The organism is Tautonia marina (genome assembly GCF_009177065.1).
Taxonomy (GTDB): domain Bacteria; phylum Planctomycetota; class Planctomycetia; order Isosphaerales; family Isosphaeraceae; genus Tautonia; species Tautonia marina.
This window is the reverse complement of the sequence record NZ_WEZF01000008.1, coordinates 221,853-237,439: the sequence shown is the minus strand read 5'-3', so window position 1 is coordinate 237,439 and position 15,587 is coordinate 221,853. Positions and strand designations below refer to the sequence as shown.

Sequence of the window (15,587 nt, the reverse complement as noted above, 5' to 3'; positions counted from 1 at the left end):
CACGGAGACGAAGTTTTGGTTATCTCTCCGAGGCTCTGCGGCTCTGCGTGAGATCTTCTCACCCAGGGCTTGCTCGGGATAGGATGAGGGGCCTGCCAGCCGGGAGGGAAGGCCCCATGATGACCGACGATGACGAGACGCTTCAGACCTTGATCGAAACAGCTCGCCGGGCGAGCGAAGCGGCGTATTGTCCGTACAGCCGGTTCCCCGTGGGCGCGGCGGTGCTGGCGGAAGACGGGGCGATCGTCGGCGGGTGCAATGTTGAGAATGCGTCATATGGCCTGACGGTCTGCGCCGAGCGGAACGCGATCTTCGCGGCAGTGGCGAAGGGATTGACGACGATCCGCGCAGTGGTCGTGTTCACGCCGACCGAGACGCCGACGGCCCCGTGCGGGGCGTGTCGTCAGGTGATCCATGAATTCGGGCCGGGGGCGGAGATCATCAGCGTGTGCGACGGGCCGGATCGATTGCGGGCAAGGCTTGCCGAACTCTTGCCGGCGGCATTCGGGCCGAGGGCACTCGATCCTGCCGACGATCCAAAACGGCCGCTTTCATGAATATCCCTGATGACGAAAATGTTTATGCGGCACCCGGAACGCCTGCCAGGAGAGACTCCCCCGACCCTGGTAGTGAGCCCGACCTGGCATTCATGGCCCGCTGGGAGCGGTGGCGGGTGCTCTACAACCTCGTCCTGGTGGTCGAGGTGATGGGGATTGTCATCGGGATGGACAGGTGGCAATGGATGACGGAGGCCGAGTTCTGGGAGTTGCTGGTCTTCGGCGCCCTGGGAGCGAACCTGTGCTTCTGTGCCGGCCCGGTGGTGGAAGCGTACCTGAGGTGGCTCGGGGTGAAGGGCGAGATGCTCGGGCCGCTCCTGTTCGGCCTGGGGATGATCGTGGCCACGGTCGGGACTCTGATGAGCCTAATCCTGTACGAGAAGGCGGCTGTCATGTTCTGAGGCTCGTGGGGTCGGACGAGGGGCCTGGCGGTCGTTACAATCAGTGGGCCTCGGGCCCGTGGCATCGGAACCGGCCCCCTTCCCTGGTCGGCGTGATTGACGCTCGAATGACTGCAAGCGACCGAGATGACGCATGAGTGTGTCCCCTGCCCTGATCGCCGAGCGGCTCGACGCCGACCGGCGTGCCTTGCTTGATCTGAGCTTGCGCAATCCGCTGTTGAATTATCGAGCAAGGCGGCGAGGCTTGACGATCGTCGGGGAATCGCCCGCGGAGATCGTGCGGATTCTCCTGCGCGACGGCAAGCGGATGACCTTTGAGCCGGCGCTGGAACGGTCGGAGGAGCAGGCGGCGGAAGGGGAAGCGGTCGAGGGGAACGGCGTGCTCGAGTTGCCGCCGATCGACCCGACCGACCTGAAGCTTCAGACCGATGTGCCGGAAGACCAGCTTCAGGACCGCTTACTGGCGATTGACGCGGCGGCGCGGACATCGGTTGAGGAGATGGGGGTCAACACGCTCTTTCTCGCGCTCGGGATGCTGAACTGGTCGGAGGAGCAGAACGGCCGGAAGGTGTGCGCGCCGTTGATCCTTCTGCCCGTGGCGCTGAGCCGGGCGAACGCTCGGGATCGGTTTCGGGTCCGATTTACGGGTGAAGACTTCGGCACGAATCTGTCGCTGGCCGAACGGTTGCGGGCGGGGTTCGGAATCGAACTTCCTGAGATTCCGGGGGCCGACGACCTCGACCCGGTCGCCTACTTCGACGCGGTGGATGCGGCGGTTGCGCGGGAAAAAGGCTGGAAGGTTGATCGGGATGCGGTGGCGCTGGGGTTCTTTTCGTTCAGCCGATTGCTCATGTACCGGGATCTGGACGCGACACGGTGGCCGGAAGGGTCGGGGCCGTCGGGGCATCCAGTGGTGTCGGGATTGCTGGGGGAAGGAATCGAGGAAGGGGAGGCGGCGATCGGAGAGGACGAGCATCTTGACGCGAAGCTCGGACCGCTCGACGTGCGGCCGGTGCTCGATGCCGACGGATCACAGATGCTCGCCCTGGTCGATGCGAGCCAGGGGAGGAACCTGGTGATTCAGGGGCCTCCGGGGACGGGAAAAAGCCAAACGATTGCGAATGTGATTGCCGATGCCGTCGGTCGGGGCCGCACCGTTTTGTTCGTGGCCGAGAAGGCGGCGGCGCTCGAAGTCGTGCATCGTCGGCTCGATGCCGTGGGGCTGGGGGCGGCCTGTCTGGAATTGCACAGCAACCGTACGCGCAAGCGAGACGTACTGGATGACCTGCGGCGGACCTTGCAACTGGGGCGCCCAAGAGTGGGAGCGGCCGAGGAAGACGCGAAGGTGCTGGCCGACCTGCGTGGCCGGCTCAACATCGTGGCCGAGGCGGTGAACACGCCGATCGGGGCCAGCGGCATCAGCCCGCACGACGCGGCGGGTCTTCTGCTTCGTGAGCGGACCGCGCTGGGTGATGCGGTACCGCCGCCGATCGACGTGCCGGGGATGGCTGACTGGTCGGGCCCCGAGTTTCAGGCGAAGGAACTGCTCGTCGAACAGCTTCAGGCGAGGCTGGCCGCGGCGAATGATTCCGAAGATGACCAGACGTTGAAATGGTCGTCGCGCACGCTCTGGACACCCTCGGATCAGTCGGAGCTGGCTCGCCTGGCGGCCCTGGCTCGGGAGGCGACCGATACGCTGAAAGCGGCCTCGGCGGAACTGGCCGAGGCGCTGGGTGTGGCGGCTCCGACTGATTGCGCCGGGGCGTTGGCGATGGCTGAGGCGGCGATGCCTCCCACCTCGGGCGGTGATCCACAGCCGTTTCCGCTGGATGATCCGAGCTGGGAGGAGCATCGGGCCGCGCTGGACGTCTTGCTCGACGCCGGATCGACGTTTGCCGCCTTGCATGAACGGTTCGATGCGCAGTTGATGCCCGAGGCGTGGGATCGTGACCTGATCGAGACGCGGGCGACCTTCAATACCGTCGGCCGTCGCTGGTGGCGGTGGTTCTCGGGATCGTATCGCCGGGCTCGGTTCCGCCTGGCAACGCTTTGTCGAGGAGAGCCGCCGCGATCGAACGCGGAGATGCTGGGGCTGGTGGATGCCGTGCTCGATGCGCAACGGCTTCGCAAGACCATTCAGGAGCATGCCTGTCTGGCCGGTCATCTGTTCGGTGGTCAGTGGAAGCGGGAGTCGTCGGACTTTGTGGAGCTGGCCGAGGTCACGCGGTTCGCGAGACGGGTTCGGGAGGGGGTGCGGGACAATCAACTCCCCGAGGAAACGATCCAGGCATTGACGAATGACAAGGTGGTGCGGCGGGCCTCGGAGCCGGCAAAACGGGTGCGAGACGCCCTGGAGGCACACCGTGTTGCGCTGGATCGGCTGGCCGATTTCGCGGGTTTGGATCGTTTGCAAGGAAATGAGGATTCGTTTCAAGAATTGCGCGATCGGATTGAATGGGCGAGCCATCGGGCGGAACGTCTGCACGCGATTGCCCTGGTGAATCAGCGGGCGGCCTCGTGCCGAGAGGAAGGGCTTGGAGCGATTGTCGAGGCGGCACAGAGCTGGCCGGAGGCTCCGCAATTGCTGGCAACGGCCTTCCGGGTGCGCTGGGCTGAAACGTTGATTGATCGTGCCGCCCGCGAGCGGCCGGCGCTGGCCGGGTTCTCCGGAGGGGATCACGAGGCGATTGCCGGTCGATTTGCGGCGGTCGATGTGAGCGTGCTCGGGCACAACCGGGCCTGGGCAGCGGCCGAGCACTGGGAGCGGTTGCCGAGGCGTCAGGCGTTGGCGGGCGACCTGGCCGTCTTGCGTCGGGAGCTGGAAAAAAAGACACGTCACCTGCCGTTGCGAGTTCTGTTCTCACAGGCCGGCAGAGCGGTGCAGGCGGTCAAGCCAGTCTTCCTGATGAGCCCGCTGTCGGTCGCGGCGTACCTGGAGCCGGGGCAGCTTGGGTTTGATCTGGTCGTCTTCGACGAGGCGAGCCAGGTGCGGCCGGTCGATGCCCTCGGGGCCTTGCTGCGTGGTCGGCAAGCCATCGTCGTGGGGGATGATCGCCAGTTGCCTCCCACCACCTTCTTCGACCGTTTGACGGCCGGTGACGAGGGAATGGAGGAGGATGAGGAGCGGCTGGCCTCGGCCTCCGATGCGCTCGAAAGTGTGCTTGGCCTGTTCCTGGCTCAGGGGGCAGCACGGCGGATGCTCCGCTGGCATTATCGGAGCCGGCACGAGTCGCTAATTGCCGTCTCGAACCGGGAATTTTACGACGGTCGGTTGATCGTCTTCCCCGGCCCCGAGGGAGACCGATCGGCTCGGGGCCTGGTGTTGCGGCACCTGCCCGAGACGGTGTACGACCGGGGAGGCTCGCGGACCAATCCGGAAGAAGCCGCCGCCGTGGCCTCGGCGGTGATGGATTTTGCCCGAGCACAACTGGCCGAGCCGGCCGATCGTCGCCTGACGCTTGGCGTGGCCGCCTTCAGCGCGGCGCAGGCCGAGGCGATTACGCGACGGCTGGAACGCTTGCGGCGTGATGATCCGTCGTGCGAGGACTTCTTCGCCGAAGGGGGATTCGAGCCGTTCTTCGTCAAGAATCTGGAAAGTGTGCAAGGAGACGAACGCGATGCCATGTTCATTAGCGTCGGTTATGGACGCGATGCCGACGGTCGGGTGTCGATGAACTTCGGTCCTTTGAATGGGGAAGGGGGAGAGCGTCGGCTCAATGTCTTGATTACCAGGGCACGCTTGCGCTGCGAGGTGTTCACCAATTTACGGGCGACCGATCTGGACCGTGGGCGATCGACGGCCCGAGGGGTGGCCTCGCTGCGAACCTTCCTTCATTTTGCCGAGCGAGGAACCTTTGATGGAATGGAGGGCTCGGCGGGCTCAACGATTCCCCTCTCGACGTTTGAGGAGGTGCTTGCGAAGGCGATTGAGCAGGAAGGGTACGAGGTGGCTCGGGCGCTGGGATCGGCCGAATCGCGCGTCGATCTGGCGGTGGTCGATCGGGACGATCCGGGGCGTTATCGGCTTGGGATTCTTTGTGATGGGCCGTCGTACGCCGCGCCGCGATCGGCGAGGGACCGCGACCGGATTCGTCCGGCGGTGCTTCAGGGGCTCGGTTGGCGATTGGCGCATGCCTGGTCGGCAGACTGGTGGCACGACCCGTCGGGAACCCTGGCCGGATTGATGGCGGTGATCGAGGCCGATCCGACCGATCCGGTCAAGCTGCCCTCGGTCCCTCGCCCTGCGTCGATTGCCCGGGAGGAACGGAGCGACGAGGAGCTGGATGTGCCCGCCTTGCCGCCGTATCGGGTCGCCACGCTCGACCTGGGGACCGAACCGGTCGATCCGATGGCTCTGTCGAGCGACCGGCTGGCGGCCTGGGTGGCGGAGGTGGTCCGGGTGGAAGGGCCGGTGCATGAGGCGGATGTTGTTCGTCGCCTGGCTGATGCGATTGGCCTGAAGCGACTGGCGGGCAAGCCGAAAGAGGCGATCGAGCAGGCGGCCTCGGCCCCCTTCCGGGATGGCGGGGCGATTCGGCGCCGAGGGGCGTTCCTCTGGCCCGCCGACCTCGATCGACCGCAGCCGCGCGACCGATCGAGCCTGCCGACGGCCTCGCGACGCCTGGAATACGTTGCTCCGGAGGAGGTGGCCGCCGCCGCCGAACGGGTGGTGGCCGATGCGATTCGGGTTGCTCCCGACGACCTGCCCGCCGCCGTCTGCCGATTGCTCGGCTTCCCTCGCACGACCGACGAGATGCGCAATCGGGTGGCCTCGGTCGTCGCGTCGCTGATTGATTCCGGCCGTCTGATCCGGCACGGAAACCGGCTCGTGATCGCGACGGAATCGGTCCGAACGGAAGGGGACGCCAACGGCTCGAATCCCTCGTCAGCACCATGACGAGGGGACCGGGAGGAGAACGCAGGACCATTGGATCAGGTATTCTGACGAAAATAGGTAGAAAAAATCTCCCAGCCTGCCTCGCCGGATCGCTATGATAAAGAAGAGACGTTGAACGCCCCGGTGCTGTCGTGTTGCTCCTCTCCTCCTTGCACGCACCACCGATCTGAGATCGCGACCCGGTTTCACACGATGCCGATGATGATGCTGCGCCTTGCGCTTCCACTGGTTCTCGTGTCACTGATGATGCCCTGGTTCCGCGAGGCTCGCGCGGATCAAGGCGACGACGCCGACCGATCGGGGGTGGTGGCCCTGGTCGGCGGTCGGTTGCTGACACAGACCGAAGCCGGGACGATCGAGGGAACGATCCTCGTGCGCGACGGCCGGATTGAGGCCGTCGGCGAGGCGGTCGAGATTCCTGAGGGGGCCGAGCGGATCGACGTCTCGGGCCTGACCGTGACGCCGGGCCTGATCGACGCAAGGAGCGTGCTCTGGCTACCTTCGGCGACCCGGCGCGATGGGGGAAACGACGGAGCGCTGAACATCCTTGATGGGGTCGATCCGTTCGCCGACGACTGGATCGACGTGGCCCGATCGGGAGTGACCGCCGTGGCGGTTCAGCCGAGCAACGAGGGACGGCTCGGTGGCCGGGGGGCGGTGCTTCGCGTTGGTCCGGGAGGGACCGTTGAGGAGCTGACCCTCAAGGCCGATGCCTTTGTGCAGGCTGCGCTGGGGGTGAGCAACGCGTCGGGCAACTCGGTGCTCCGCTACCAGCAGTTCGAGCAGCTCAAGCGAACCCTCGACAGCGTGAAGCGCTACAAGGAGGAGTGGGAATCGTACGAGAAGGCCCTCGCCAAGTACAACGAGGCCAAGGAGAAGGCCGCGAAGAAGGACAAGGACGAGAAGAACGAGAACGCCGAGAAGGAATCGAAGGACGACGACACGAAGCAATCCGAGACGAAAGAGGGTGAGGAGTCGCAGGACGACGACCCGGACGAATCCGGCGAGGACTCGGGGGCTGGTCCCACGCAGGACGAGGAGGAGGGGGACGACGACGGCAAGGAGGAGGGCGAGACACCTGCCGACTCGAAGGACACGTCTGAGAAAGACGATGATTCGGACACCAAGAAGGACGAGCCTCCGAAGGAACCGGAGCGGGATGAAACCAAGGAGTTTCTGGTCGGCCTGCTCAAGGGAGAGGTGCCGCTTCGGATCGAAGTGCATCGCGAAGACGACCTGATCAACGCGCTGGCGCTGGCGGAGGAGTTTGACCTGAAACTGATCGTCGAGGGGCTGAGTGATCCGCAATCAACGCGAGCGGAACTGGTTGCGAAGCGCACGCCGATGGTGCTCGGGCCGATTCTCGAATTGGGGAGCCCACCGCCGTATCGACGCAACCGAGATCGATCGTGGCCGTCCGGAATTCCGGCCGAGGATAGTCGATGGGCGATCGGCACCTACAGCGATCGGCCGAGCGATTCCGCCCTGCTCCGCGCCCATGCCGCCTCGGCCGTCGCCCGAGGCGTGCCGCGTGATCGGGTCTTGCGGGCCCTGACCGCTGGAGCGGCCGAGGTGCTCGGCCTGGCCGACGACCTGGGGACGATCGCCGAAGGGAAACGAGCGGATCTCGTCGCCTTCGCGGGGGATCCGATCGACCCGGCCACGGCCGTCGCTCTGGTCCTCTCCGGGGGGGACGTCGTTTATCGGAATGACCAGGTGGCGCCGACCGAGGACGACCTGGCCACGGTGGTTGATCTCGACCTGCCCGATCGCTTGCCGAGTCGGTTCGTGCTGCGGTCGAGACGGTTTGTGCATGATGACGGGACGACGAAGCCGGGGGCCTTGCTCGTCGTTGACGGGACCATCGCGGCCAGTGGCGAAACGGTCGAGGCCGAGGATGACGTGCCAGTCTTTGACGTGGGAGACGCGATCGTTTCTCCCGGATTGCTGACCGCGCACAGCACGCTTGGCCAGGGGCGGGCGGTCGCCGAATCGGCCGGGGCCGATGCCGGGTTCCTGCAAGCCGTCGATGCCTTCGATCCGAACGGCCGAACCGTTCGGGAGATGGTGCGGGGCGGGGTCTTGCGGGCCGGGTTTGCGCCGGCTTCGGCGAATGTGATCGGCGGGGCCGTGGGAGCGGTGCGTCTCGGATCGGATGAGCCGGTGGTGAATCCGGTGATCGGGATGAATCTGGTGCTCTCGTCCGCGTCGAGGAACCTGGATCGGTTCCCGGTGAGCTTGCCGGGCCAGGTGTCCTTGATCCGACAGTTCCTGGGCGAGCAGGGAGAAGCCGACCCCGATGTCCGACGCTCGCTCGACTATTACCTGAGCGGTCCGGCCATCGACCGCCTCGACGCCGTTCGACGCGAGCGCGCTGCCCTGCTTCGAGACGGCCAGTGCGGGGCGTTCATCGAGGTGGACGAGGAAACCGAAGTGGCCCTGGCGCTCGACTTGGCGGAGGAGTTGGGAAGCTGTGTGGCGCTGGTCGGCCCCGGAGCGATCGAAACCCAGCTTGATCGGATCGCCCGCCTTGCGAGTGAAGGGCCGGACCTTGTGCTGGTGGCGCGGCCAATGCCTTCCGGGCCGGAGCAGGTGCGACGGTGGGCGAGCATTCGCCAGGCGGTCGAGGCCGGCGCCGGGCTCGTGTTTGCGGCCGATGATCCGGAGGAGCTTCGCCTGCTGGCCGCTTCGGCCGTGGCCGCCGGCCTGCCGAGAGCAACGGCATTGCAAGCCCTCGCCGTCATGGATCCCATCGCGCTCGACGAACCCGGCTCGTGCTGGGAATCGGGCCGCCCGGCCGATTTCGTGATCTGGGACGACACGCCGATCGACCTGTCGAGCCGTCCGTTGACGGTGGTGGTCGATGGGCGTATCGTTCCCTGACGTCATGATGCAAATCTATGTGTGAGTATCTCCATCACTGTCGGGCAGACCAATGTCTGCCCCGTCGGCCGGCAGGCCGGAGCTTGCCCTACCCCGAGTCGAGCCGCACCATGAGCCGATCGCTTCGTGTGAGAATTCGAACCTGGGTTTTCGCGATCTTGCCGCTGATGCTGTTCCCGGTTGGCTCAGGGGCCGCGGTCGGGGCGGAAGGGGACATTCTCATCCGGGCCGGAACGGTGGAGACGGTTGAGGGTGACACCTTTGCTCCGGGGGCGGTCCTCGTTTCGGAGGGGAAGATTGCCGCGGTGGGGGCGTCGGTTGAGGCTCCCGAGGGAGCCGAAGTGATCGACCTGGGAGAGGGCTCGACCCTGCTTCCCGGCTTTGTGGATGTGGACTTGCCAGGGGGAGTGATCGGGCCTTCGGTCGAGATCACTCGGGAAATCACGCCGAGGTTCAACCCCTTGCCGGCGATTGACTGGTCGTCGCGGTCGTTCGTCGAGGCGCTGGCCGGCGGTACGACGGCGGGAGCCTTGATCCCCCTGAGCGAGAATGTCGTGCCCGGAATGGCCCCGGTGGTCAAGACGGCCGGATCAGGTCGGGTGGTGGAGGCCGAGGCGGCGCTGGTGGTGACGATCGCGTCTGATCCGGCCTCACGCAACCGATCGCGGACCCGGCCCGACTCGATCTACGTCCGCCAGCCGACGAACCGGATGGGAGTAGTTGCGATGCTCCGCGATGCCATGAACCGGGCCTCTCGTGGAGCCGATCCCGACCTGGACACGACCTTGCCGATCGAGGCCGACCCGTACGAACCGCTGCGCGACGTGATTCGCGGTCGGCGGTCGGTCTTGACCGTCAGTCGTACCGATTATGATATCTTGACGTCGCTTCGGCTAGCCGGTGAGTTCGGTTATGTGCCGACGATTCTGGGCGGGCACGAAGCCTACAAGGTGGCGGAGCCGCTGGCGGCCGTGGGCTCGGCGGTGGTCCTTGGCCCGTTACGAATCAATGGGGCGTATGGCCCCGAGCGGACCGAACTGGCCTGGAATACGGCTGGTGTCTTGCACGAGGCCGGTGTGGCGGTCGCCCTGTCCGGGGGTGATTTGCTGGAGCAGGCCCGGTTCGCGGCGCGGTTCGGCTTGCCGAAGGATGAGGCCCTGAAGGCGATCACGATTGAGCCGGCAAAGGTGCTCGGCGTGAACGATCGCCTCGGGTCGATTGCGGTAGGAAAAGCGGCCGATCTTGTCGCCCTGCAAGGCGATCCTCTGGAATTCACGACCCCCGTGCGCTGGGTGATGGTCGACGGCGTCGTCCAATTCCCCCGCCCCGAGCCCTCGCAGGAGGACTGAACCTGTCATGGCGACGACGCAACGATCCGGTGTGTGGAACAGTGGTCTGGCTCTGATTCTGACGTTCACGATCGCCGTGTTGCCGACGGTGGGAGCCGACGCTCAGGAGCAGCTGGCGATCAAGGGCGGACGCATCGTGCCGATCGTCGGCGAACCGATCGACGACGGCGTGATCCTGATTCGGGACGGGACGATTCAGGAGGTGGGCAAGGACCTGGAGATCCCGATTGAGGCCAGGGTGATCGACGCGACGGGTAAGACGGTGTTGCCCGGCTTTGTCGAGCCGCATAGCCCCGAACCGCTGGTACAGCCGAACGAGGTGAACCCGAACGTGCCGTTTGTGACGGTCGTCGACGCGGTGGATCCGAATGCGATCTACTTCGAAGAAGCACGCCGCAACGGCGTGACCGCCGTCCATGCGATTCCCGGCAACAGCACGATGTTCGGCGGCAAGTCGGCCGTGGTGAAGACTTCGGGCACCTTTGCCGAAGACATGGTGTTAAAACGAGACGCCGGCCTGAAGCTGTCGCTTCGCCCTGCGGGTAGCTCGAGCCGAATGAGTCACCTGGCCCGGCTGCGCCGCGAGCTGGACGAAACGAAGCGGTACATGGCCTCGCTCGAGGAGAAGGCGCAGGAATCGGAGGACGAGGCGAAGGACGACGACACGGCCGATGAGGAATCCTCCGACGATCCGAAGGCTCCGCAAGACGAGGACGAGGCGAAGGACGACGACGATTCGAACTCGGCATCAAACCCCGAGGATGCCGCTCCTGACGCTCAGCGCGAGGCGATGGTCCGCCTGCTCAAGGGGGAGCTGCCCGCGTTCCTCTACTGTGAGCTGGCGATGGACGTGCCCCACGCCCTGCGGCTCATCGACGATTACAAGATGAAGGCAACCCTGATCCTGGGCCGAGATTGCTACAAGGCCGTCGATCTGCTGGCAGGTCGAGACGAGCCGGTCATCCTCGACCCGGAACTGGTCTTCTGGGAAACCGACCCGAGGACCGATCGGGACGATCAGATTGTTCTGCCCCGGCTTTACCGCGAGGCGGGGGTGCCGATCACTTTTCAGACCTCTGGCTCGTCCTTGTTCTCGGCGACGACCCTGGGACCGAGCCTGCTCTGGTATCAGGCGGCCATGGCCGTGAAATACGGGATGCCCGAGGAGGAGGCGCTCGAAGCCCTCACCCTGCGCCCGGCCCGGTTGATCGGCGTCGATTCGTTTGTCGGTTCCATCGAACCAGGTAAGGATGCCGATTTGGTGATTCTGACCGGCGATCCCCTGAAGCTCGGCACCTGGGTCGATACCACCATCATCGACGGCAAGATCGTCTACCGTCGCGAGGACGATTCCCGGATGCGAGCGTTGCTCTTTCCCAACGCCGAGGAGTCACCCGATCAGGAGTAAGGGCCTGGTCCGATCATGATGGCCGGCCGTTCTGCCCGAACGCTTCTGATGGATTTCGGTTGATGTGCTCGAATCACGACCTGCCACCGCTTCCGAGCCACCGCATCATGCGCGCACGCCTCCTGTTTCTGGCCCCGTTGCTGCTTCTGCCCGGCTTTTCGGCCTCGGCCACGGCTTCGATCTCGACTTCGACTGCCGAGGTGGTCGCGTACCGGGCGGCGAAGCTCTGGACCGGGGATGGCCCACCGATCGACGACGCGGTGCTTCTGGTCGCCGACGGCCGAATCGTCGCGGTGGGTCAGGTCGCCGACGTGGAGGTGCCGGAGACGGCCCGGCAGGTGGATCTCGGGCCGTCGTCGGTGGTCATTCCGGGCCTGGTCGCGGCCGAGTCGGGCCTGGGGGTGGTGTCGGCCGACGACGAACGAGCTCTGACTCCCGGCGTGCGAGCGATCGACGGGTTTGATCCCTTCGATGATTTCACCGGTCCGCTCTCGGGAGGGGTGACGACCGTCCATCTCAGCCCCGGCCGCAATCGACTGATGCCCGGGCGAGGGGCGGTGGTCAAGCTGGCCGGGATGGACCCTGAGGACCGAACGCTGGAGGCCGAGGGGGATCTTCGGGTTCTGCTGACATCCGACGCATTGAATCCACCTCGCATTTATGAACCTCCTCCCCGACTGGTCGCGCGGGACCGGCCCATTGATCCAACGCAGCCGCAACTTGCTTCGAGCCTGGCCGGAGCGGTCGCGGGCTTGCGATCGTTGATTGAGGCTGCTCGGGCCGATCGCCCCGATCCGGGGACCGATCCCCTGCTCGACCCGCTGGTCGAGGCCCTGGACAGGACGGCTCGATTGCGGGTTTCCGCCCCCGGAGCGGCCGAAATCCGGGCGGCGCTTAGTCTGGCCGGGACGTTTGATCTGAAGCTCGTCCTCGTGGGGCCGACCGATCTGCGCCCCTGGCTCGACCGCCTCGACTCCTGGGCCGAGGTGGTTGATGGGGTCGTGCTCGACCCCCGCTCTCGGCCGGGTCGGATTGCAGACCTTCCCTTGCCCGACCCGGACCAGCCCGCCCCCCAAGACCCCTGGGACGACGCCGCGGCCTTGATCGAGGCCGGGGTGTCGGTCGCCGTGGTTCCGTCAACCGATGCCGACCTGAACGAGCTACTCTTTCTGGCCTCGCAGTTTGCCGCCGGGGGGTTCAGCGATGAACAGGTTTTGAGGATGATCACGGCCGCCCCAGCGGAACTCCTCGGCGTGGCCGACCGGGTCGGAACGCTTTCGTCGGGCAAGGACGCCGATTTCGCCGTTCTTTCCGCTGATCCGTTCGATCTCCATGCTCAGGTCCGTGAGGTGTACGTTTCCGGTCGCCGCGCCTGGTCGGTGGATGCCGAATCGAAGGCGATCGTCATTCGAGCCTCGTCGGTGCAGATCGGTGATGGATCGGAGCTAAGCAATGCGTCGATCGTGGTGCAGGACGGCACCATCCGGGGGGTCGGCCCCGATGTCTCCGCACCGATTGATGCCGAGATCATCACGTTTGATGAGGCGGTAGTCACTCCCGGCCTGATCGATCTGGCGACCGATTTGGGATTGGGAGGACCGCTGTCCTCGTCGTCCCGATCTTCATCGAGTGATTCAGGAAGCGATCAGGGGGGACCTTCCCGAACGAGTGTGGGCCTGGACACCAAGCTCGGCGATCGCCTGATCTCGGGCGATCCGGCCGTGGACGTGGCGCGTCGAGGAGGGATCACGACGGCCCTGACCGGCCCCCGCGATATCTCGCCGGCGCCGGTCGTGGCGTTCAAGCTGGGGGATGATCCGAAGGTCCTGCGCGATCCCGTCGCCCTCCGCTTCCGTCTCTCCGGCAACGCGACCGCCTCGGCAAACAGCCTGCGATCGGCCCTTCGACGGGCCAAGACGTATGCCGATTCCTGGGAGAAATACGCGGCTGACCTTGCCGAATACGAGTCGAAGAAGAAAGACTATGAGGAGGCCAAGGCTCGACTCGACGAAAAGAAACGTGCCGAGGAGGCCCGCAAAAAGGCCGAGGAGGCTCGTAAAAAGGAGAAGCAGGACGGGGACGAATCCAGCGACTCCAAGCAATCCGACGACGACTCAAAGAAGGAATCGGAAGACTCACCCGAGGGCAAGGACGACGACGAAGGAGAGGACGAGTCGAAGGAGAATCCCGACGCGAAGGACGAACCCGAGGCCAAGGACGACGAAAAACCCACCACCGACTCGGCCGAGGAGGAAATGCCCGAGGAGCCGAAAGCCCCCAAGAAACCGAATACCGTGGCCTCGCTCGAACCGTATCGCCCTCTGTTCGCCGGAGCGATTCCGGCCCTGGTCGAGGTGGGTTCGCTGGATACGATTCGAGCAGCGCTGAAACTGTTTCGCGAGGAGTATTCGCTCGACACCGTCTTGCTCGGGGCCGACGATGCATTCCGCGACGCAACCTTACTTGCCGACGCAGAAGTGCCCGCCGTGGTGGGGCCAGACCTGATCCGTCAGGTGGATCGTGCGACGGTGAACCTGGCCCAGGTGCTCGCAACCGAGGGGATTTCCTTCGGATTTCAGTCACAGGCCGGGAGCGGGTCGGCAACCCTGCCGAGAGCTGTTCGCTACGCGGTTCGGCTCGGCCTGGGCACGGGAGACGCGCTCGCGGGTCTTTCCTCGTCACCGGCGGCGTTTCTGGGCCTGGACGATCGGATCGGTACACTTGCCCCCGGACGAGATGCCGATCTGGTGGTCTGGAGCGGACCGCCGTTTGCTCCTGCCAGTCGAGTGCTTGCCGTGATGATCGACGGCTCATGGGTCTATCTTTCTCGGGAGGACGAACGTTGATGCTTCGCCTTGCGCCATTCGCCCCGATCATCGCCGCGGTGCTGATAGCGTCCGGTCCTGCCTTCGCCGAGGAATCGGAGGGCCGACCCCTGGCGCTCCATGCCGGGAAGATTATCACTTGCGCGGTTGATCCGATCGTCGATGGAACGGTACTGGTCCGCGACGGCACGATTGAAGCGGTTGGTCCTCGCAGCGAGATCGAGGTGCCCGAGGGCTACGAGGTGATCGACTGCGGGGACAAGTTTGTCATGCCCGGCCTGGTCGAGGTTCACTGCCACATTGGCGGTTCGGGCGACCTGAACGAGATGGTCTATCAAACGAACCCCGACCTTCGGACGCTCGATCAGATCATTCCGCACAACGATTCGCTGAAAGTCGGGATTGCGGGTGGCGTGACCACGGTCTGCTACATTCCCGGCAGCGGCACGAACATGGGAGGCTTCGGCGCGATCCTCAAAACTGGGCCAGGATCGCTTGACGATGTGCTGGTTCGCTTTCCCGGCGTTTTGAAGATCGCTCAGTGGGGCAATCCGGAGCGTCGAGACGGAACCCTCGGCTCGGGCCGCATGGGCATGAACTGGATCATCCGCGACCAGCTTGAAGAAGGCCGCCGATACGTTCAGGCCTGGGACGAGTACGACGCCGGCCGGCGCGCCGAACCGCCCGAGATCAACCTTCGGCTCGAAAACTTCAAGCCACTCTTTCGACGCGAAATTCCCGTGCTTGTTCATACGCAAGGGTATCAAGGTATCCAGGCCACCCTCGAAATGCTCCATGATGCGATGGAACTGAAGGTTGTGATCGGTCACGGGACGTTCGAGGGATACTTGATTTCCGAGGAGATTCAGAAGCGTGAGATTCCCGTGATGGCTGGACCTCGGGGCTTTCGGTTCGATCCGGATGACGGCCAGATCCACGGTATCGTTGCCGAGTACAGCGAGCGCGGGATCGGCTTTCTGGGCGTGAATACCGATTCTCCGGTGATTCCTCAGGAGGACCTCGCCTATCAGGCCGCGATGGCTGTGCGCTACGGCTGGAACGAGGAGGACGCCATTCGGGGAATCACCATCGAACCGGCTCGGGCCCTGATGATTGACGACCGTGTCGGCTCCATCGAACCGGGCAAGGATGCCGATCTTGTGATCTGCACCGGATCGATTCTTGACCCGCGCAATTATGTGACCCAGGTGATGATCGAGGGTCGAGTGATCTACGATATCACCAAGGACCGCCGCCGCTACTGATC

General features: G+C 65.0%; 8 protein-coding genes. All 8 read left to right on the top strand.

Going from position 1 to position 15,587, the window contains the following annotated elements:
• Window positions 1–116: 116 nt before the first annotated feature.
• Window positions 117–557: a cytidine deaminase gene (locus GA615_RS12045; RefSeq protein WP_152051542.1), complete on the top strand. Its 441-nt coding sequence runs from the start codon at window positions 117–119 to the stop codon at window positions 555–557.
• A complete protein-coding gene (locus GA615_RS12040; RefSeq protein ID WP_152051541.1) occupies window positions 554–958 on the top strand; it encodes a hypothetical protein in 405 nt (134 codons plus the stop codon). Before GA615_RS12045 ends, GA615_RS12040 begins: the two co-directional genes overlap by 4 nt.
• A 133-nt stretch (window positions 959–1,091) precedes the next feature.
• A complete protein-coding gene (locus tag GA615_RS12035; RefSeq protein WP_152051540.1) occupies window positions 1,092–5,855 on the top strand; it encodes a DUF3320 domain-containing protein in 4,764 nt (1,587 codons plus the stop codon).
• A gap of 198 nt (window positions 5,856–6,053) precedes the next feature.
• Window positions 6,054–8,738, top strand: a complete 2,685-nt coding sequence (locus GA615_RS12030) for an amidohydrolase family protein (protein ID WP_152051539.1) — start codon at window positions 6,054–6,056, stop codon at window positions 8,736–8,738.
• A 110-nt stretch (window positions 8,739–8,848) separates the two neighbouring features.
• A complete protein-coding gene (locus GA615_RS12025) occupies window positions 8,849–10,087 on the top strand; it encodes an amidohydrolase family protein (protein ID WP_161602300.1) in 1,239 nt (412 codons plus the stop codon).
• 7 nt (window positions 10,088–10,094) lie between these two features.
• Window positions 10,095–11,495: an amidohydrolase family protein gene (locus GA615_RS12020; RefSeq protein ID WP_152051537.1), complete on the top strand. Its 1,401-nt coding sequence runs from the start codon at window positions 10,095–10,097 to the stop codon at window positions 11,493–11,495.
• A gap of 107 nt (window positions 11,496–11,602) precedes the next feature.
• The gene (locus GA615_RS12015) at window positions 11,603–14,341 is read left to right on the top strand and encodes an amidohydrolase family protein (RefSeq protein WP_152051536.1); all 2,739 of its coding nucleotides are present in this window, start codon (window positions 11,603–11,605) and stop codon (window positions 14,339–14,341) included.
• A complete protein-coding gene (locus tag GA615_RS12010) occupies window positions 14,341–15,585 on the top strand; it encodes an amidohydrolase family protein (RefSeq protein WP_161602299.1) in 1,245 nt (414 codons plus the stop codon). The genes GA615_RS12015 and GA615_RS12010 overlap by 1 nt, the downstream gene beginning before the upstream one ends.
• Window positions 15,586–15,587: the final 2 nt, after the last annotated feature.